The organism is Halanaerobium sp. ST460_2HS_T2, assembly GCF_003337665.1.
Lineage (GTDB): Bacteria > Bacillota > Halanaerobiia > Halanaerobiales > Halanaerobiaceae > Halanaerobium > Halanaerobium kushneri.
Map to the genome: position 1 here is coordinate 24,037 of NZ_QPJF01000019.1, position 18,524 is coordinate 42,560.

Genomic DNA, 18,524 nt, shown 5'->3' on the forward strand with positions numbered 1-18,524 from the left:
GGATGGTGTACTATTTGTGACAGATAAAATAATATTATTTTTACAGGGAAGTGGTTTTGCTCAATTGAGCTGGGGTCATATTGGAATGATTATCATTTCAGCTATTTTAATGTACCTTGCAATATTTAAGGAATATGAACCCCTTTTACTATTACCAATTAGCTTTGGTATTTTCCTATCTAATATTCCAGGAACAGGATTAATGTCCGGCCCAACAGCTAAAACTGTTGGTGGTTTGCTGCATTATCTTTATGAAGGTGTAAGGTTGGGGATTTATCCTCCTTTAATATTTTTAGGAATTGGAGCTATGACTGATTTTGGACCACTAATTGCTCAACCCAAAACAATGTTGTTGGGGGCAGCGGCTCAGTTGGGAATATTTACTACTTTTTTTGGTTCAAGATTATTAGGATTTAATCCAGCTGAGGCTGGTTCGATTGCAATAATTGGTGGTGCAGATGGACCAACATCTATTTATTTAACATCATTATTATCACCGCATTTACTGGGGCCAATAGCTATTGCAGCTTATATCTATATTGCTCTGGTACCTTTAATTCAGCCGCCAATTATTAAGTTTTTTACTACCAAAGAAGAACGATCAATTGAAATGGGTCAGATGAGGAGAGTTAAAAAAATTGAGAAATTAATTTTCCCAATTCTGGTTTCATTAATTGTTGGATTAATTGTACCACAGGCATTAACTCTGGTTGGTATGCTGATGTTAGGAAATATATTAAAAGAAAGTGGAGTTGCAAAAAGATTATCAGATACTGCCAGTACTGCAATGATAAATATTGTTACAATTCTTTTAATGTTGAGTGTTGGTGCAAGTTTGAAAGCTGAACAGTTTTTTACTATTCAGTTTATTTCCATTATTGGACTGGGATTATCTGCTTTTGCCTTAAGTACTTTTTCAGGTTTAATGATGGGGAAATTAATGTATTATTTAACAAATGGAAAAATCAACCCAATAATTGGTGCAGCAGGTGTTTCAGCAGTACCTGAAGCAGCTAGATGTTCTCAGAAGCTTGGAAATGAAGCAAATCCAGGGAACTTTTTATTAATGCATGCTATGGGACCTAATGTAGCAGGAGTAATTGGTTCTGCTGTTGCAGCGGGAGTACTGTTATCAGTTTTAGGGTAGTTATAATTAATTAAAGATTAGGCCAGCAGTATACCTGCCGGCTTAATTTACAGCAATAAAAGTCAGAAAATTAAAATAATACTTTTAAATAAATTTAAAAATTTTCTTTTTTTTAAAGTAGAGAGTATCGAGCAGCTGGCTTCATCTCCGCCTGAAATGGGCAGAAAATAAAATTATTTTTAAGGAGTGAAAATCATGGCCAGAGGTGAGAGAATAGAAATTGAACATCCTGACTGGTGTAAAAACTGTGGTATTTGTGTTTCGGTTTGTCCAACAGATATTTTAATTAAAGGTAAAAAGATAGTAGAAATTTTTGATTTAGAAAAGTGCATAGGCTGTCATAATTGTGAGTTGATTTGTCCTGACTTTGTGTTGAAGGTGGTGGCAAGTGATGAAGACTAAAATATTTAAGCCAGAAAAAAGAGCGGTTCTTCTCCAGGGTGATCAGGCAGTTGTAGAAGGTGCACTGGCAGCAGGGGTAGAATTTTTTGCCGGTTATCCAATTACTCCCGCCTCCGAAATTGCGGAGGGTTTTGCCAGAGAACTGCCTAAAATTGGAGGCAAGTTTTTACAGATGGAAGACGAAATCGCCGGAATGGCTGCAGTGGTAGGTGCCTCACTTGCTGGTAAAAAATCAATTACTGCTACAAGTGGACCAGGATTTGCTCTCAAACAGGAGAATCTGGGCTTTGCAACTATGGTAGAAGCACCTTTAGTTGTAGTTAATGTACAGAGAGTTGGTCCTTCAACCGGTCTCCCCACTTCACCTTCCCAGGGAGATTTGATGCAGACTCGCTGGGGGAGAAATGGTGATCAGGAAATAATTGCTCTGGCACCTGCTTCTGTAGCAGAAAGTTACGAACTGACAATTAAAGCAGTAAATTTAAGTGAGAAATTTAGGCAGCCGGTTGTTTTGCTGCTGGATGAAGTTATTGGGCATTTGAGAGAAAAAATATATTTAAATGACAGTGAAGAAATCGAAATAATTAACAGAAAGCGACCCACTGCAGATCAGGATCCAAAAAGTTATCTTCCTTATCAGCAGACTGATGACTTAATTCCCCCCATGGCTGATTATGGTAGTGGTTTTAAATATCATACAAGTGGTTTATTTCATGATCAGAGTGGATTTCCTGATGGTAAAAAGGAGACTGCCAAATTGATGCAGGACCGACTCCATAATAAGCTGCACAATAATTTGGAGCAGATAATATTTTATCAGAAAGATATTAGAAATGATGATCGGGTGGCAGTTTTGAGTTATGGATCGACTGCCAGAACAGCGATTAGTGCTGTCAATACTGGACGAAAAGATAATCTGAAAGCTGGCTGGTTTAAACTACAGACAGTGTGGCCGTTTGCAGAAAGGGAAGTCGCCAAACTGGCAGCTCAGGTTGAGACCATTATTGTACCTGAATTAAACCAGGGGCAGTTGATCAGAGAAGTTGAAAGAGCAGTCGCCGGTCAGGCCAGAGTTCTCGGGATAAATTCTTATGCAGGAGAATTAATTAAGCCGGAAGCAATCAGAGATCTAATGGAGGAGGTATTATAATGGAAACTGAAAAATATTTAAGAATGGATAAATTACCTCATATCTGGTGTCCGGGCTGTGGCCATGGGACTATTTTAAATTCATTTATTAGAGCTTTTTCTGAAAGTGATTTAGATCAGGATAAAACAGTTGTGATCTCAGGTATTGGTTGTTCTGGCCGAGCTACCGGTTATTTAAATTTTGACACTCTGCATACTACTCACGGGAGAGCTATTGCTTTTGCTACAGGAGTTAAAATGGCCAATCCCAACTTAAATGTTATTGTAATGACTGGAGACGGTGATGGGACTGCAATTGGTGGCAATCATTTAATTCATGCTGCTCGTCGGAATATTGATTTAACAGTTATTTTATTTAATAATCAGATTTATGGAATGACAGGTGGACAATTTTCGCCAATGACTCCTCCCAGTGATATGGCAACCACTGCTCCATATGGCAATATTGATCAAAACTTTGATCTGGCACAACTTGTCGAAGGAGCAGGAGGAACTTTTATTGCCCGAGGAGCTACTTTTGATCCCCGGCAGTTAAAAAGGTTATATCTTGCTGCTTTAAAACATAAGGGATTTTCTTTTGTAGAAAGCTTTTCGCAGTGTCCGGTTAGTTATGGACGTCAGAACGGAAGCGGAGATGCGGTAGAGATGTTGAAGAGTCAGAAAAAGAATACAGTAGACTTTAAAAAGTGGCAGCAGCTCAGTACTGAGAAAAAACAGCTTTTGTATCCCCTGGGAATTTTAAAAGAAGTGGATAGTCCTGAGAGTGAATATACTGTCCGTTATAAAAAGATTATTGCAAAAGCAAATCAAGAGGGGGCTTTATAATGAATAGATATGAAATTAGACTAAGTGGTGCCGGAGGTCAGGGAATGATTTTAGCTGGGAAAATTCTGGCTGAGGCAGGAGTTATGGTTGATAATTTAAATATTAGTCAGAGTCAGTCTTATGGTCCGGAATCAAGAGGGGGAGCCAGCCGGTCTGAGATTGTTTTTGATGAAGACCAGATTGATTTTCCTAAAGTTATTAAACCTGATCTTTTAGTCTGTTTGACTCAGGAGTCCTTTGATCAGTACGGATCTGATTTAAAAAGTTATGGAGTAATTATTGTTGATAGTAGAATTGATATTTCTGCTGTTAGACAGGAATTTAAAGATAATGTTTATCAGCTAAATATTCTAGATCTGGCTGCTAGAAAAATTGGGGAAGAAATTTCTGCTAATATGATTGTATTGGGGGTTATTTCCAGAATTATACAGAACAAAATTCCAGTAGAGTTTATTAAAAAGGCAATAATCGAAAAGGTCCCCCCGGAAACTATTGATATTAATATGGAGGCTTTTGATTTGGGTTTTGATTTAAAACTTGATAAAAGGAGCTATATTTATGGGAGAATATAAAGATAAAGAACAGAGTGAAAATGAATATTGGAGTTTAAAGGAGAATGAAAAAAGCTGGCAGGAAAACAAATATCAAAAAACAGCAGAACGTTTTGGTTTGAGGAAGGATGTTTTTTCTTCTGATACAGAATTCAAAATTAAACCTCTTTATACACCCCTGGATTCTCAGAATATTAATTATAAAAAGAAGCTTTCATTTCCTGGAGAGTTTCCATTTACCAGAGGAGTTTATCCAACAATGTATCGTTCCCGTCTCTGGACAATGAGACAGTATTCGGGATATGGTACTGCCAGAGAAACAAATAATCGATTCAAATATCTTTTAAAACAGGGGCAGTCTGGTTTGAGCGTTGCCTTCGATCTTCCCACACAAATTGGTTATGACTCTGATCATCAGCTGGCTGAGGGAGAGGTAGGAAAAGTAGGGGTAGCAATTGATAGCGTAGAAGATATGAAAATTCTTTTTGATGATATTCCCCTGGCCGAAGTTAGTACTTCAATGACAATTAATGCACCGGCTGCAGTTGTTCTGGCAATGTATATTGTAGCGGCCGAAGAGAAAGGGATTGCGCCTGAACAGCTGTCCGGGACTATTCAAAATGATATTTTGAAAGAATATGTTGCTCGAGGAACTTATATTTACCCACCTGAACCTTCACTGCGTCTGATTACAGATATTTTTGATTATTGTTCTCAAAAGATGCCTGGCTTTAACACAATTAGTATTAGTGGCTATCATATTCGGGAAGCAGGCTCAACTGCTGTTCAGGAACTTGCTTTTACTCTGGCAGATGCTTTGACTTATGTGGAAGCAGCTTTAAAAATTGGTCTTGATATTGATGATTTTGCTCCAAGACTGTCATTTTTCTTTGCTGCTCAGATGAATCTAATGGAAGAAACAGCTAAATTTAGAGCGGCCAGGAGACTCTGGGCTGAAATTATGGAAGAAAAATTTGGGGCAGAAAAGAAGAAGTCGAAACTGCTGCGTTTTCATACCCAGACTGCGGGAACTGCTTTAACAGCCAGTCAGCCCTTAAATAATATAATTAGAGTAACAATCCAGGCAATGGCAGCTGTTTTTGGTGGCACTCAATCTCTGCATACAAATTCTTATGATGAAGCTTTGTCTCTTCCCTCTGAAGAAGCAGTAGAAATAGCTTTGAGAACTCAACAGATTATTGCAGAAGAAAGTGGAATTGCTGATGTTATTGATCCACTTGGAGGTTCCTACTATTTAGAAGAATTAACGGATACTTTTGTAGAAAAAAGTCGTAAATATTTAAATAAAATTGATCAACTTGGTGGAATGATAGAAGCAATAAAAACAGGTTATATACAGCGAGAAATTCAGGAAAGCGCCTATCAAAAGCAAAAAGAGATTGACCAAAAAAAGAAAGTGGTGGTTGGAGTCAATCGATACCAGACAGAGAATCAGAACTCGGAAATAGAACTGCATCAACTTAATCCAGCTCTAGAAACAGCTCAGATAGCAGATCTGAAAAAAATCAAAAGCAGTAGAGACCAAAAAAAGCTTCAAAAAGCATTAAAAGCAGTTAAATCTACTGCCAAAACTAATGAAAATTTAATTCCAGCTATTATTCAAGCCGTTAGAGTTAGAGCAACTTTAGGTGAAATAAATGATCAATTAAGAGAAGTATTTGGTGAGTATCAAAATAGAAATATTTAATTATTATTTAAACCCTGTCATTTTTAGGCAGGGTTTTTACTATTTATAAAGAAATATTAATTTAAGCAGTCAATTTAATAGGGGAAATTCTTAATTAAAATTATTTAATTCTAAATAAGTGGGAGGTAAATTATGTTAAGAAATGAAAAATTAAAGAGTCTAAAAAAGAGTTTGAATAACTTAACTGAAGAAGTTGTATTAGAAATGTTAGACGAGATGCTTCAAAGAGAGGAATTTAATGATGTCTGCAAGGATGAAGATTGTCTGTTGGATATGGCAAGTTATGCTTTGAATCGTTTGCCTGCAAAATATGTTGCCACTTCTAAAGGAGAAGTTTTTTCCAAAACAGAAGAGCTCGAACAACAGCATTCAGTTGATGTACTTTCTGTTGTTACCAGAGCCATTAAAGTTGTATCAGAGAATAAGCATCATAATACATAATTCCTGTTGGGCAATATAGATTTTTTTATAGGTTGAAAATGAAATGATTTAAGGAGGCTTTTATGTTCAAAGAACGTTTTTTTAGAATTGGACACGGAGTAATAATTATTCTGATAATAATTTTTTTAGCTGGCCAGATACCATATTTTACAGCACCTTTAACTTCCGTACTCAGTTTTGTGCTGCTGCCGCTTTTGTTCAGTACTTTTTTATATTATTTAATGAGGCCACTGGTTAGATTTTTGCATAAATGGATCAAAAACAAATCTCTTTCAATAGTGATTTCATTTTTGGTGGTTATTACAATTATAACAATGGTCTTTTATTTTGGCGGCAGTATTATTTACAATCAGGGCAAAGAGCTCAGCCAGAGCTTAAGTGGTAATTATGACTATATTTACAATTTTATCCTGGGTATAATTGAAAGTTTGAGAGAATATATAAATTTTGATCAGTCTTTTTTAGAAGATTTGAATTTAAGGGAAAGAATATTCTCTTATGCAAATAATCTGGCTCAGAAAATTTCTTCTTATAATTATATGGGGATTTTTAGTTCTATTACTAATTTTGGATTAATAATTTTGTTGATTCCATTTGTATTATTTTATTTACTTAAAGATGATAAAAAGATATTTGATAATTTAATGACATTTGTTCCAGAATCTAAAAAGAGGAAAGTCGAAAAAATGGGAGTTGAAATTGATCAAATACTCTCTACTTTTATCAGTTCTCAGCTGGTTGTAGCATTTTTTCTGGGCTTAGTAATGTTTGCAGGTTTTTTAATTATTGGACTTCCTAATGCTGTTGTTTTGTCTTTAATAGCAATGATAACTTCTTTAATTCCTATTATTGGACCGTTTTTTGGCAGCCTGCCGGCTGTTTTTGTTGCTGTAACAAATAGCTGGTTTTTATTTTTAGGAGTTCTGACAATTATTCTGATTGCACAATATTTAGAAGGAAATGTTATTAGACCCCTTGTCCAGGGAAGAAGATTGGAGATTCATCCGATTGCAGTTTTATTTGTAGTTTTATCAGGTGTTTATTTATTTGGATTTATCGGAGCCCTAACCGCTGTTCCATTTTATGTGGTTGTAAGATTGATTTTTAGGAAAAAATATATAGAAAAAGAAATATAAATTTAAAGCTTATTGGCAGCGAGTGTCTGGAAATTACCTCCAGATACCTGGTGCCATCTTTTTTTATTGTTAATTAAGTTACTTTTTTAGCTAAATCCTTGACTAAAGTTGAGTAATGTTGTAGGATATAAATAGCAGAATGCTGAGCAGATAACTTTAATAAAGGAGATGACATAGATTATGGCTAAAAAATTGCTTAAAATTTGTAATCTGAAATCAAAGGTAGAAGATGAAGAAATTTTAAATGGAATCAATTTGGAAGTGAATAAAGGCGAAATTCATGTGATTATGGGGCCAAATGGAGCCGGAAAATCTACTCTGGCTAATGTCTTGATGGGGCATCCGGAACACAAAATTATAAATGGAGAAATCGAGTTTGAAGGAGAAAACATTAATGAATTAGCAGTTGACAAAAGAGCTAAAAAGGGTATTTTCTTATCATTTCAGTATCCTCAGGAAATTCCAGGAGTGACGGTGGAAAACTTTTTGCGTACTGCAAAAACAGCAGTTAGTGGTGAACAGCAGAGTATTTTCGATTTTAAATTTCTTTTAGAAGAAAAGATGAACCTGCTGGATATTGATCAGTCATATGCAGATCGTTATTTGAACAAAGGCTTTTCTGGAGGAGAAAAGAAAAAAAATGAAATCTTACAGATGGCAGTTTTAGAGCCAAAACTTGCAATTCTAGATGAAACAGATTCTGGATTGGATGTTGACGCTACAAAAACAGTCGCCGAAGGAATTAAAAAGCTTGCTTCTGAAGATAATGCAATGATAATAATTACTCACCATAACCAGATTTTGGACTATCTGCAGCCGGATTATGTTCATGTGCTTGTTGATGGTAGAATTGCTAAGTCAGGGGATATGGAGCTGGCAAAAGCGATCGAAAAAGAAGGTTATGCTGAATATAAAGCTGAACATCTAGATGAAAGCAATTCTAAAACAAATTGTTAACTTAAATTTATAAATAAAATTGGATTATAATAAAGATGATAGTTTAATATATATTGGGGGATTTAAGATCAGAAAGTCATTGCTTAATGTTTTTAGAACAGGGAGGTTTTTAAGATGAGTGAAAAGACAGAAGTCAAAGATGTTGATCGCAGTTTGCATGACGAAAAAAATGAAGAAAAACATCGCTATAAAGCACAAAAAGGTCTGACTCCTGAAGTAATAAGAGAAATATCCCGGGAGAAAAATGAACCGGAGTGGATGCTTGAATTCAGGCTAAAGGCTTTAAAAATATATCAGAATAAAGAGGTTCCCACCTGGGGAGCTGATATTTCGGATTTGGATATGGATAATATTATTACCTATGTGAGGCCAGATGCTGATCTTGAGAGTGACTGGGATCAGGTTCCAGAAGAGATTAAAAACACTTTTGATGCTCTGGGTATTCCGGAGGCAGAAAAGGAGTCTCTGGCTGGAGTAGGAGCTCAGTATGACTCAGAAGTTGTTTATCATAATTTAAAAGAAGAACTGGTTGAACAGGGCGTTATTTATATGGATATGGAGAACGCCGTTAAAGAACACGAAGAGATAGTTAGGGAACATTTTATGAAATTAATCACACCTAATGATCATAAATTTTCAGCTCTGCATGGAGCCGTCTGGTCAGGTGGGTCTTTTGTTTATGTTCCGGCAGGAGTAGATGTAGATATACCTCTGCAGTCTTATTTCCGCCAGAATGCACCTGGCTCAGGTCAATTTGAGCATACACTGATTATTTTAGAAGAAGGAGCAAATGCTCACTTTATTGAAGGCTGCTCAGCCCCAAAATATTCAGTTAATAACCTTCATGCAGGAGCTGTGGAATTATTTGTCAACAAAGGTGCAAAACTACGCTATAGTACAATAGAGAACTGGTCTCGCAACATGTATAATTTAAACACTAAGCGGGCACTGGTTGACGAAGATGGAGTTATTGAGTGGGTTTCTGGTTCATTTGGCTCCAAAGTTTCGATGCTTTATCCAATGAGTATTTTAAAAGGAGCCAGAGCCAGAGCAGAATTTACAGGTGTTACTTTTGCTGCTGAAGGACAGTATTTAGATACAGGAGCACAGGTAATCCATGCAGCTCCAAATACTACTTCTACAGTTAATTCTCGTTCAATTGCCAAGGATGGAGGTCATGCTTATTACCGCGGACTGCTCAAGGCAACTAATAATGCTCACGGAGCAAAGGCTTCAGTTTCCTGTGAATCCTTAATGCTTGATAATGAATCTAAATCAGACACACTCCCGATAATGAAACTTCAGACTGATGATATTGATATTGGGCATGAAGCTAAAGTAGGACGAATCAGTGAAGAAGCAGTTTTTTATCTGATGAGCCGAGGGATTAGTGAAGAAGAAGCCAAGGCAATGATTGTTCGTGGTTTTGTGGAACCAATTGCAAATGAACTACCATTAGAATATGCAGTTGAATTGAATAATTTAATCAACCTTGAACTCGAAGGTACTATAGGATAGGTGATATAAAATGTATAATAAAAATTTAGTAGATAATTTAACTACCGGTCAGTCGAAACTTTTAAGCAGTAGAAGAAAAGAAAGCTACGAAATTTATGAAAATTTGACTAAGGGTGATTATAAAAGAATAAATTTATTTGATTATCAGTTTCCAGAATACAGTCCTTATAATAAAGAGTATCTAAAAGAAAAAAAGTGGCAGCAGGAACTGATGATCAAAAAAATGACAGATAATCTAAATAATGAAGAAGAAATTATAAATTATCTGGATCAATTTAAAGATAAAAAAGTTAAAAAAGGAAATCAGGGTCTTGATCCTAAATATTTAGCAATGGTTGAAGCTTTTTATAATACCGGACTTTTTATTAAAGCTCCCCAAAATGTGGAGTTGAAGGTCCCGGTAGAGATTTTTTATGAGCTCGATCAGGAAAACCCATTTTTAATCGATAATAATTTAATTGTAGCCGAAGAAAACTCTAATTTGACAATTGTAATTGATTATCGAATGCAGGATCAGAACTTAAAAGCTTTCCATAATGGCCTAACCCGGGTAATAGTAAAGGAAAATGCTGTTTTAAATATTGTTAAGGTACAGCGTTTCAATGATCAGAGTGATAATTTTGACAGTAATATTTCTCTCGTTTCCAACCAGGGAGAACTCAATTGGATTCCGATCGAACTGGGAGCAAAGAACTCAGTAACTAATAATGAAAATACCTTAATTGCTGACGGGAGTAGAGCCAGTATTAGTTCTGTTTATTTTGCGGATGGGGAACGCAAACTGGATCTTGGTTTTAAGATGAACCACCAGGGACGTCACAGCAGCAGCGAAATTGAATCAAAGGGAGTTTTAAAAGATAAGGCCCAGAAAGTATTTAGAGGAGACTTATATTTCCAAAAAGGTGCCGGTCAGGCAAAAGGCTCAGAGAGGGAAGAAGTGCTGCTTCTGGATAAGACTGTAGATTCTGATTCAATTCCCGCACTATTTTCGGAAGAAGATAATGTGGAAGGAGAACATGCTGTAAGTGCCGGACAAATAGATGAACAGAGGCTTTTTTATTTAATGAGCAGAGGGATGACAAAAGCTGAAGCCAAACAGTTAATGGTTGAGGCATCTTTTAATCCAATATTTGATAAGATACCTCTAAATGACCTCAAAGGAAGTGTTATCAATGACGTCAAAACAAGAATTCGCAGTTAAAGAAAGAATATCAGGTCAGGAATTTGCTGAAAAATATAAAGCGGATTTTCCGATTCTTAAGCAGCAGATCAATGGTAAGGAACTGATTTATTTTGATAATGCAGCTACAACTCAAAAACCTGAGTCTGTTTTAGATGCAGTTGATAATTACAATCGGACCATTAATGCCAATCCTCACCGGGGAGCTCATACATTAAGTGTTCGTGCTACTGAGGCTTACGAAAATGCCAGAGCAAAAGTTAAAGATTTTATTAATGCTGAAAAATCGGAGGAGATTATTTTTACCCGTAACACTACTGAATCACTAAATTTGCTGGCAAACAGCATGGAGGCTCTGGTAGAGGATGGAGACGAGATTTTAATTTCTGTTCTAGAACACCACAGCAATATTTTGCCATGGCAGCAGCTGGCTGAGCGGAAAAATTTAAAATTGAAGTATTTATATCCAGATCAAAATTACAGAATTCCACTTTCAGAATTAAAGGAAAAACTGACTGAAAAAACTAAGGTTTTTAGTATCTCTCAGATGTCAAATGTGAGTGGAGTAATTAACCCGGTTAAAGAAATGGCAGAGCTTGCTCATCAAAAAGGAGCATTAGTTGTAGTTGATGGTGCTCAGGGGGCTCCCCATATCCGAACTGATATTAGAGATATAGATGCTGATTTTTATGCTTTCTCCGGTCATAAAATGCTGGGACCAATGGGAATAGGCGTTCTTTACGGTAAAAAAGAACTTTTAGAAACATTACCTCCTTTTCTAAAAGGGGGAGGTATGATAGAATATGTAAAAGAACAGGGTTCTACTTATGCTCCACTTCCAGAAAAATTTGAAGCCGGTACTCCTAATGTAGAAGGAGCAGTGGGACTGCAGGCTGCAATTGAGTATTTAGAGGAGATTGGACTGGATAAAATTAAAGAACATGAGTTGGAATTAACGAAATACGCACTGGAAAAGATGGAGGATCTGGACTATGTAGAAATAGCTGGCCCACTTGATTTAGAAAATCGAGGTGGAATTATATCTTTTAATCTAAAAGATATTCATTCTCATGATCTTGCTACTATAGTTGATAGTGAAGGAATTGCAATTCGCTCAGGTCATCACTGTGCTCAGCCTTTAATGAAATTTTATCGTCTTAACTCTACCGGTCGGATCAGTTTTTATTTCTATAATACTAAAGCAGAAGTGGATCGTTTTCTGGAATCCCTGGAGAAGGTAAGGGAGGTTTTTGGATATGGATCTTGATTCAGTTTATACAGAATTAATAATGGAGCACAATAAGAACAGCCGCAACAAGCATTCTTTAGATAATGCTGATTTGAGTGAACACGGCCATAATCCAAGCTGTGGAGATGATATTACTCTTGAGCTTAAGTTTGATGGTGATCTAATCAGTGATGCAGCTTTTACCGGCAGCGGTTGTGCTATCTCACAGGCTTCAACTTCGATTATGATTGATTTAATTAAAGGAAAAAGTATTGAAGAGGCGCTGGAGCTGGTGGAGACTTTTATTGCCATGATCAAAAAAGATATAGATGATCAGCAGGAGTTAAGGAAATTAAAGGATGCAATGGCTTTGAAAAATATTTCAAATATGCCGGCCCGAGTTAAGTGTGCAGTATTGTCCTGGCACACTCTCAAGGAAGCCTTGAAAGAGAGAAATTAAAATTTGAAAACTAATTTTGAAACTTCACCTAAAAGGTGGAGTTTTTACTTTACATAAGGATAAAGACTATATATAATAATGATAATGAATATCATAGAAGTGGGAACAAAAAAGTGTTTTAAACAGTTACTTGTTGATAAGTTTTAATAACTCTATAATTCTATAATATTATAAGATGAGGTGGAAAAAATGGAAAACAGAAAAAAGGGAATAACATTTATACTTTTATCATCACTCTTTTTTGCGTTAATGGCAGCTACAGTTAAATTTTTAGGTGATATGCCGACAGCAGAGAAGATATTTTTTAGAAATTTAGTTGGTATTTTTGTTGCTTTCAGTCTGGTAAAAAAAAGCGGCAGCTCTCTGATTGGAAATAACAAAAAACTTTTGATTTTACGCAGTACTTTTGGACTTTTAGGAATTGCAGCTTATTTTTATGCTCTGGCAAATATGAAACTTTCGGATGCAGTAATTTTAAATAAAATGTCACCATTTTTTGTAATGATTTTTGCTGCTCTATTTTTAAAAGAGAAGATTACTAAAAAGCAGTTAATTGCTTTAGTTACCGCTGCCTTAGGTGCTATTCTTGTGATAAGACCAGGTTTTGATTCAAATCTTATACCATCCTTAATCGCCTTAATGTCGAGTATATTTGCCGGGGTTGCCTATACATTAGTAAGGCAGCTGCGCAAAACAGATTCGGCAGCTACAGTTGTATTTTATTTTAGTTTTTTTTCAACCATAGCTATGATACCTTTTATGCTCAGCGGAAGTTTTGTGATTCCAACTGCTGTTCAGGCACTTGCGTTACTGGCTTTGGGGCTATTTGCTGCAGTTGCTCAATTATTTATGACTAATGCTTACCGCCATGCTGAAGCGAGTGAACTGTCAATTTATACTTATGCCAATATTGTCTTTTCTTCAGTTTTTGGTTTTGTCTTATTTCAGGAGATTCCGGATATTTTTTCAATCATCGGTGCATTTTTAATAATTTCAGCCGGTTATTTAAATTATCGGGCCAAAGAAAAAGAACAGGCCGAAAAAGCAGCGAAATTGAAGCTTGAGCAGAAAAAACAGCGGAGTACAGTTTAAGCAAAAGAATATTTTACCAAATCACCCTCAGTTTAATCACTGAGGGTTTATTTTTTAGAGCAGTTGGCATTGCAGAAATCTTGATAAAACAATATAATAAAATTAGTCTGCATATTTTATTTAAAATGGAGGGATAAAATTGAAGGAGATAAATACAATTTTTTTGGATGTTGATGGTACACTAACAAATGGTAAAGTTTATTTAGATAATGGGAAAAATGAATTTAAAGCTTTTAATGTTAAAGATGGTTTAATGGTAGTGGCTGCAATAAAAATGGGATATGATGTAATTATTATGACTGGTCGAAAATCTGAAGTGGTAGCCAGGAGAGCTGCTGAGTTAGGGATTGAAGAATACTATCAGGGGGTTAGAGATAAAAAAACTGCTTTAGAGAAGTTGATGGAAAAAAAGGGGATTAATTATAGTAATCTGGCATATCTGGGTGATGATTTAAATGATCTGGCAGTGATGAGCAAAGCCCGATTCGCAGGATGTCCTGCTGATGCTGCAGATGAAGTTAAAGAAATCTCCGATTTAGTCTCTGAATTTAAAGGTGGAGCTGGGGCAGTGAGAGAAATTTTAACTCATCTTCTTAAATCTAAGGGAGAATATCATAAAATTGTAGAAAGTTTTTCTTAGTAATTGAGTAAAATTATATTGACAGCGAGCATAATTAAAGTGTATAATAAATTAAGTTGAATTCAATTTAATCACATAAAATAAAATAGAGGTGATAAGATGGATCAATTTGAGAAGTTAAAATTAGAAAATCAGATCTGTTTCCCGCTTTATGCACTTTCCCGCAAAGTGATTCAGTTATATAAACCATTACTGGATAAGTATAATTTAACCTATACTCAGTATATAATAATGCTGGTCCTCTGGGAAGAAGAAAAGATTTCAATAAAGGAACTGGGCGAAAAGCTTTATCTTGATTCAGGAACTATTTCTCCGGTGGTAAAAAAATTGGTTAAGCAGGGACTGCTTGAAAAATTTAGATTTAAAGAAGATGAGCGGATAGTTATGGTCAAGTTAACTGAAAAAGGAAAAGAAATGAAAGAAGAGATTGTTGAGATTCCGGAAAAATTATACAGGAATTTTGAGGGAAATAAAGAAGCACTTTTTCAGTTAAAAGAGAATTTAGATAAGATTTTAGAAGAATTTAAGGAAGGAAGTTAAATCCTGTTTAAGCAGGGTTTAACTTATGTTTTTAAAAATTAAGTTGAGAAAAACGGAGTAGAGAAAATCTACTCCGTTTATTTTTAAGTACAATTAAAATTTTGAATGAAAATATTTATTCTGCTGCTCCTTCACTAATTGTAATAACTTCCATTTTTTCTATAGCTCGATCAATTAAATTTTCAATTTCTAAATCCTCTTCGCCAAAATGAATAGTGTCAAGTTTAGGCTGAGTTGCAGGATTATCAGGCACAAAAATTGTACAGCAGTCTTCATGAGGTCTAATCGAAATTTCATAAGTTCCAACTCTTTTTGCCAGAGCAATAATATCATTTTTGTCCATGGTAATTAAAGGCCTCAAAACTGGAAATTCAGCTACTTCATCAGAAGAACGCAGACCTTCTAAAGTCTGACTTGCTACTTGTCCCAGGCTCTCACCGGTAACCAGGGCAAGTTCTCCGTTCATCTCAGCCAGTCTGTTGGCGATTCTAATCATCATTCTCCGCATAATTGTTACGGTATATCTTCTTGGAGATTTTTTTAATATTTCCTGCTGGATTTCTGTAAAATAAGGAATCTGTAGTTTGATTTCTCCACCATAACGGCTTAAAACCTTTGTCAGATCAACAACTTTTTCTTTGGCTCTTTCTGATGTGTAAGGAGGGGAGTTAAAATAAACGGCATTTAAGGTCAGTCCTCTTTTTAAACCCAGCCAGCCAGCAACAGGACTGTCAATACCTCCAGATAATAAAAGCAGAGCCTTTCCGGATGACTTAACCGGCAGCCCTCCCGGGCCAGCCTCTCGCCTGATGAAAATATATATTTTACCCCGTCTAATTTCGATTTCAAATAGATGTTCTGGCTGATGAACATCAACACTGAGTGGTCTAGTTTTGCTTTCCACTTCTCTCAAAATTTCTGCTCCCAGCTCTCGATTAAGTTCAGGACTTTCCATTGGAAAAGATTTATCTGCCCGAGTAGTTTCGACCTTAAAAGTAGTGGGATAGTTTTTAACTTCAGCTTTAAAGAGTTGAACAACTTTTCTTTTTAGTTTTTCAAAATCCTGCTGTTCAAAGTTAGCGACTTTTTTTCCGATTCTAAACCGCTGAGCAGGACTTAAGGAAATAATTCCCGGAACATTGACCAATCTTCCTACAATTTTTTCAATCTTATCACTTTCTGCGTAAAGAAAAATCCGCCCGTAAACTGTGCTGATTTCAAATTCTCCCAGATCTCTGGTTGCTCTCTCAATATTTGCAACCAGCTGAGAGATAAAATCGTTGATATTATCGCCTTTTAAGCCAATTTCTCCATAACGAATAATTATTAAATCATACAAAATTTTTCACCTCATTAAAAAAGTTTAAGAAAATTTATCTGTTCTTTTAAAGTTTTTATAAAATAATTCAAATCATCTTTTGTGATTTCTTTGTTTAAACTCACTCTAAGTGCACTCTCGCTTCTAGCCTGTGATAATCCGCAGGCATTAATTATTCTACTCCCCTTTTTTTGGGAAGAACAGGCTGAACCTGTAGAAATATAGATTCCCCTACTTTCCAGTGCATGCAGCATGGTTTCTCCTTTAATTCCCGGAATAGAAAAATTAATAATATGTGGTGCTCCAAATTCTGGTGAGTTAATAACCACCTCTTCTATGTCATTTAAATAATTTAAGAGGTATTTTCTAAGTTTAACCAATTTTTGTTCAAAAATAGCTTTAGTAGTTAATTCGGGCAGCTTTTTCACTGCTTCGCCCAAACCAGCAATTGCCGGCACATTTTCTGTACCTGAGCGCAAATTCCTTTCCTGTCCGCCTCCATAAATAAGAGGCTTTAAATTTATACCTTTTTTGATATATAAAGCTCCTACGCCTTTAGGACCGTGAATTTTATGACCACTAATTGAATAAAGATCTATTGGCCATTGATCAAGCTGGCTGTGAATTTTACCAAAACCCTGCACACCATCTACATGGAAAAAGCTGAGTGCATTTTTATCTTTAATTATTTTAGCGATTTTTTCCAGGGGCTGGATAGTTCCCAGCTCATTATTAACCTGCATAATGCTGACTAAAAGAGTGTCTTTGGTGATTAAAGATTTTAGGTGCTCAAGATCAACATGTCCCTCCTGATCAACCTTAACTCTATCTACCTGCCAGCCTTCCTTTTCTAAAACTTTAAATAGCTCAGCCACAGAAGAATGTTCGATAGGAGAGGTGATTAAATGTTTTCCCCTATTTTTATAAGCTTCCGTAATTCCTCTAATGGCCAGATTATTACTTTCTGTACCTCCGGAAGTGAAGATGATTTCTTTGCTTTGGATACCGAGATATTCAGCAATAATTTTTCTGCTTTTTTTTAAAACCTTTTCTGCTTTTAAGCCAAAGTTGTGTAGTGAAGAAGGATTAGCATAATTTTTTTCTAAAGCCTCAACTACAGCACTTGTTACTTCAGGTAGAGCCTTAGTGGTTGCAGCATTATCTAGATATATATTTTTTTTCATTAAACTCACTCCTAATTTTAAACACTAACTTTAATTATACCACCAATGGGTAGATAAATAAACCGTTATAGCTGATAAATTTGGCTCAGAAGTGTTTTGGTGGCTAAGATCCCTAATTAAAGACAGCCTGGTTTATCTCTTATTTTATTTTTTAAGTTCTAGTGATATAATACAAGATGAAGGTAATATATATTATTCAATAATTTTTTACCTGCATAATAGAAAGTTTTGTTATTAGAATTTAAATTTAATTTATAGAGGGAGGAAAAAATTTGCGTTTAATAGATACTCATGCTCACCTGGATTTTGATGATTATGAACAGGATAGAGAAGAAGTTTTTGCTAGAGCCCACAAAAAGGGTGTAGAAAAAATTGTAAATATTGGTGCAGATCTGGAAGGGAGTCGGCGGGCTGTGGAACTGGCCGAAAAATATGATTTTATTTATGCTTCAGTTGGGATTCATCCACATGAGGCAGATACTGTAAACAGAGAAAGTCTGGCAGAGATTAAGGCTTTAGCTGCTTCCTCTAAGGTAAAGGCAATTGGAGAATGTGGACTTGATTTTTATTATGATAATTCACCTCGTGAGATTCAAAAAGAAGCCTTTAAAAAACAGCTTGATCTGGCGCTCAAACTTGAGCTTCCGGTAGTTATTCATTCTCGAGAAGCGGCAGCAGAGACTTTAGAAATTTTAGCCCAGGCTGCTGATTTTGCCGAAAATTTAATTTTCCACTGTTATGCCTATGGGCCGGAAGAGATTGAAGAAATTATAAATAGAGATTATTATGCAGCCTTTGGGGGCTTAATTACCTTTAGCAGTGCTCAGCCGATTAGAGATGCTTTAAAAAAAGTGCCGTTGAATAGAATTTTGCTGGAAACTGATGCCCCCTATCTGACTCCAGCACCTTATCGGGGAAAAAGAAATGAACCGGCCTATTTAGAACAAATTGTAAAAAAGGCTGCAGAAATAAAAGGGATTACTGCTGAAAAAATGGGAGAAATTACAACTGAAAATGCTGAAAGAATCTATGGATTTTAAAATTTAAT

General features: G+C 35.7%; 19 protein-coding genes. 17 read left to right on the forward strand and 2 right to left on the reverse strand.

The window, feature by feature from the left end; all coding sequences use genetic code 11:
* Window positions 1–16 precede the first annotated feature (16 nt).
* The 16 genes from DFR80_RS10025 to DFR80_RS10100 all read left to right on the forward strand — a co-directional run bounded on the left by DFR80_RS10025 (window position 17) and on the right by DFR80_RS10100 (window position 14,974).
* Window positions 17–1,147, forward strand: coding sequence for a sodium ion-translocating decarboxylase subunit beta (locus DFR80_RS10025; protein WP_076545747.1), 1,131 nt, complete (start codon window positions 17–19; stop codon window positions 1,145–1,147).
* A gap of 195 nt (window positions 1,148–1,342) precedes the next feature.
* The gene (locus DFR80_RS10030; RefSeq protein WP_076545748.1) at window positions 1,343–1,549 is read left to right on the forward strand and encodes a 4Fe-4S binding protein; all 207 of its coding nucleotides are present in this window, start codon (window positions 1,343–1,345) and stop codon (window positions 1,547–1,549) included.
* The gene (locus DFR80_RS10035) at window positions 1,539–2,699 is read left to right on the forward strand and encodes a 2-oxoacid:acceptor oxidoreductase subunit alpha (RefSeq protein ID WP_076545749.1); all 1,161 of its coding nucleotides are present in this window, start codon (window positions 1,539–1,541) and stop codon (window positions 2,697–2,699) included. The genes DFR80_RS10030 and DFR80_RS10035 overlap by 11 nt, the downstream gene beginning before the upstream one ends.
* Complete coding sequence (locus tag DFR80_RS10040) at window positions 2,699–3,523, forward strand: 2-oxoacid:ferredoxin oxidoreductase subunit beta (protein WP_114489902.1); 825 nt, start codon at window positions 2,699–2,701, stop codon at window positions 3,521–3,523. Before DFR80_RS10035 ends, DFR80_RS10040 begins: the two co-directional genes overlap by 1 nt.
* Window positions 3,523–4,095, forward strand: coding sequence for a 2-oxoacid:acceptor oxidoreductase family protein (locus DFR80_RS10045; RefSeq protein WP_076545751.1), 573 nt, complete (start codon window positions 3,523–3,525; stop codon window positions 4,093–4,095). The genes DFR80_RS10040 and DFR80_RS10045 overlap by 1 nt, the downstream gene beginning before the upstream one ends.
* Entirely contained in the window at window positions 4,082–5,782 is a 1,701-nt protein-coding gene (locus DFR80_RS10050) for a methylmalonyl-CoA mutase (protein WP_114489903.1), read from the forward strand. The genes DFR80_RS10045 and DFR80_RS10050 overlap by 14 nt, the downstream gene beginning before the upstream one ends.
* Before the next feature lie 132 nt (window positions 5,783–5,914).
* Window positions 5,915–6,223, forward strand: coding sequence for a late competence development ComFB family protein (locus DFR80_RS10055; protein ID WP_076545753.1), 309 nt, complete (start codon window positions 5,915–5,917; stop codon window positions 6,221–6,223).
* 62 nt (window positions 6,224–6,285) lie between these two features.
* Window positions 6,286–7,359, forward strand: coding sequence for an AI-2E family transporter (locus DFR80_RS10060; protein ID WP_076545754.1), 1,074 nt, complete (start codon window positions 6,286–6,288; stop codon window positions 7,357–7,359).
* A 180-nt stretch (window positions 7,360–7,539) separates the two neighbouring features.
* Window positions 7,540–8,316: a Fe-S cluster assembly ATPase SufC gene (gene sufC, locus DFR80_RS10065; protein WP_076545755.1), complete on the forward strand. Its 777-nt coding sequence runs from the start codon at window positions 7,540–7,542 to the stop codon at window positions 8,314–8,316.
* A gap of 114 nt (window positions 8,317–8,430) precedes the next feature.
* Entirely contained in the window at window positions 8,431–9,834 is a 1,404-nt protein-coding gene (gene sufB, locus DFR80_RS10070) for a Fe-S cluster assembly protein SufB (RefSeq protein ID WP_114489904.1), read from the forward strand.
* A 10-nt stretch (window positions 9,835–9,844) separates the two neighbouring features.
* Window positions 9,845–11,035 carry a Fe-S cluster assembly protein SufD gene (sufD, locus tag DFR80_RS10075; RefSeq protein ID WP_114489905.1) on the forward strand — a complete coding sequence of 397 codons (1,191 nt, stop codon included), beginning with the start codon at window positions 9,845–9,847 and terminating at the stop codon, window positions 11,033–11,035.
* Window positions 11,007–12,281 carry a cysteine desulfurase gene (locus DFR80_RS10080; RefSeq protein ID WP_114489906.1) on the forward strand — a complete coding sequence of 425 codons (1,275 nt, stop codon included), beginning with the start codon at window positions 11,007–11,009 and terminating at the stop codon, window positions 12,279–12,281. The genes sufD and DFR80_RS10080 overlap by 29 nt, the downstream gene beginning before the upstream one ends.
* Entirely contained in the window at window positions 12,271–12,702 is a 432-nt protein-coding gene (gene sufU, locus DFR80_RS10085) for a Fe-S cluster assembly sulfur transfer protein SufU (RefSeq protein ID WP_114489907.1), read from the forward strand. Before DFR80_RS10080 ends, sufU begins: the two co-directional genes overlap by 11 nt.
* A gap of 189 nt (window positions 12,703–12,891) precedes the next feature.
* Window positions 12,892–13,794 (forward strand): DMT family transporter, encoded by a 903-nt coding sequence (locus DFR80_RS10090; RefSeq protein ID WP_076545760.1) that lies wholly within the window; start codon window positions 12,892–12,894, stop codon window positions 13,792–13,794.
* Between the two features lie 139 nt (window positions 13,795–13,933).
* Window positions 13,934–14,434 carry an HAD family hydrolase gene (locus DFR80_RS10095; protein ID WP_076545761.1) on the forward strand — a complete coding sequence of 167 codons (501 nt, stop codon included), beginning with the start codon at window positions 13,934–13,936 and terminating at the stop codon, window positions 14,432–14,434.
* Between the two features lie 99 nt (window positions 14,435–14,533).
* Window positions 14,534–14,974, forward strand: coding sequence for a MarR family winged helix-turn-helix transcriptional regulator (locus DFR80_RS10100; protein WP_114489908.1), 441 nt, complete (start codon window positions 14,534–14,536; stop codon window positions 14,972–14,974).
* 115 nt (window positions 14,975–15,089) lie between these two features.
* On the opposite strand, the gene thiI is transcribed toward DFR80_RS10100, so the two are convergent.
* Window positions 15,090–16,313, reverse strand: coding sequence for a tRNA uracil 4-sulfurtransferase ThiI (gene thiI / locus DFR80_RS10105; protein ID WP_076545763.1), 1,224 nt, complete (start codon window positions 16,311–16,313; stop codon window positions 15,090–15,092).
* 14 nt (window positions 16,314–16,327) lie between these two features.
* Window positions 16,328–17,476 carry a cysteine desulfurase family protein gene (locus DFR80_RS10110; RefSeq protein ID WP_114489909.1) on the reverse strand — a complete coding sequence of 383 codons (1,149 nt, stop codon included), beginning with the start codon at window positions 17,474–17,476 and terminating at the stop codon, window positions 16,328–16,330.
* 272 nt (window positions 17,477–17,748) lie between these two features.
* Between DFR80_RS10110 and DFR80_RS10115 the strand changes: the two genes are divergently transcribed.
* On the forward strand, window positions 17,749–18,516 hold the full coding sequence (locus tag DFR80_RS10115; protein WP_076545765.1) for a TatD family hydrolase: 768 nt from the start codon (window positions 17,749–17,751) through the stop codon (window positions 18,514–18,516).
* Window positions 18,517–18,524: the final 8 nt, after the last annotated feature.

Excerpts from the sequence above, each read along its gene's own strand:
- DFR80_RS10030 (WP_076545748.1), top strand. The coding sequence starts at position 1,343 with ATGGCCAGAGGTGAGAGAATAGAAATTGAACATCCTGACTGGTGTAAA.
- DFR80_RS10035 (WP_076545749.1), top strand. The coding sequence starts at position 1,539 with ATGAAGACTAAAATATTTAAGCCAGAAAAAAGAGCGGTTCTTCTCCAG.
- DFR80_RS10040 (WP_114489902.1), top strand. The coding sequence starts at position 2,699 with ATGGAAACTGAAAAATATTTAAGAATGGATAAATTACCTCATATCTGG.
- DFR80_RS10045 (WP_076545751.1), top strand. The coding sequence starts at position 3,523 with ATGAATAGATATGAAATTAGACTAAGTGGTGCCGGAGGTCAGGGAATG.
- DFR80_RS10050 (WP_114489903.1), top strand. The coding sequence starts at position 4,082 with ATGGGAGAATATAAAGATAAAGAACAGAGTGAAAATGAATATTGGAGT.
- DFR80_RS10055 (WP_076545753.1), top strand. The coding sequence starts at position 5,915 with ATGTTAAGAAATGAAAAATTAAAGAGTCTAAAAAAGAGTTTGAATAAC.
- DFR80_RS10060 (WP_076545754.1), top strand. The coding sequence starts at position 6,286 with ATGTTCAAAGAACGTTTTTTTAGAATTGGACACGGAGTAATAATTATT.
- sufC (WP_076545755.1), top strand. The coding sequence starts at position 7,540 with ATGGCTAAAAAATTGCTTAAAATTTGTAATCTGAAATCAAAGGTAGAA.
- sufB (WP_114489904.1), top strand. The coding sequence starts at position 8,431 with ATGAGTGAAAAGACAGAAGTCAAAGATGTTGATCGCAGTTTGCATGAC.
- sufD (WP_114489905.1), top strand. The coding sequence starts at position 9,845 with ATGTATAATAAAAATTTAGTAGATAATTTAACTACCGGTCAGTCGAAA.
- DFR80_RS10080 (WP_114489906.1), top strand. The coding sequence starts at position 11,007 with ATGACGTCAAAACAAGAATTCGCAGTTAAAGAAAGAATATCAGGTCAG.
- sufU (WP_114489907.1), top strand. The coding sequence starts at position 12,271 with ATGGATCTTGATTCAGTTTATACAGAATTAATAATGGAGCACAATAAG.
- DFR80_RS10090 (WP_076545760.1), top strand. The coding sequence starts at position 12,892 with ATGGAAAACAGAAAAAAGGGAATAACATTTATACTTTTATCATCACTC.
- DFR80_RS10100 (WP_114489908.1), top strand. The coding sequence starts at position 14,534 with ATGGATCAATTTGAGAAGTTAAAATTAGAAAATCAGATCTGTTTCCCG.
- DFR80_RS10110 (WP_114489909.1), bottom strand. The coding sequence starts at position 17,476 with ATGAAAAAAAATATATATCTAGATAATGCTGCAACCACTAAGGCTCTA.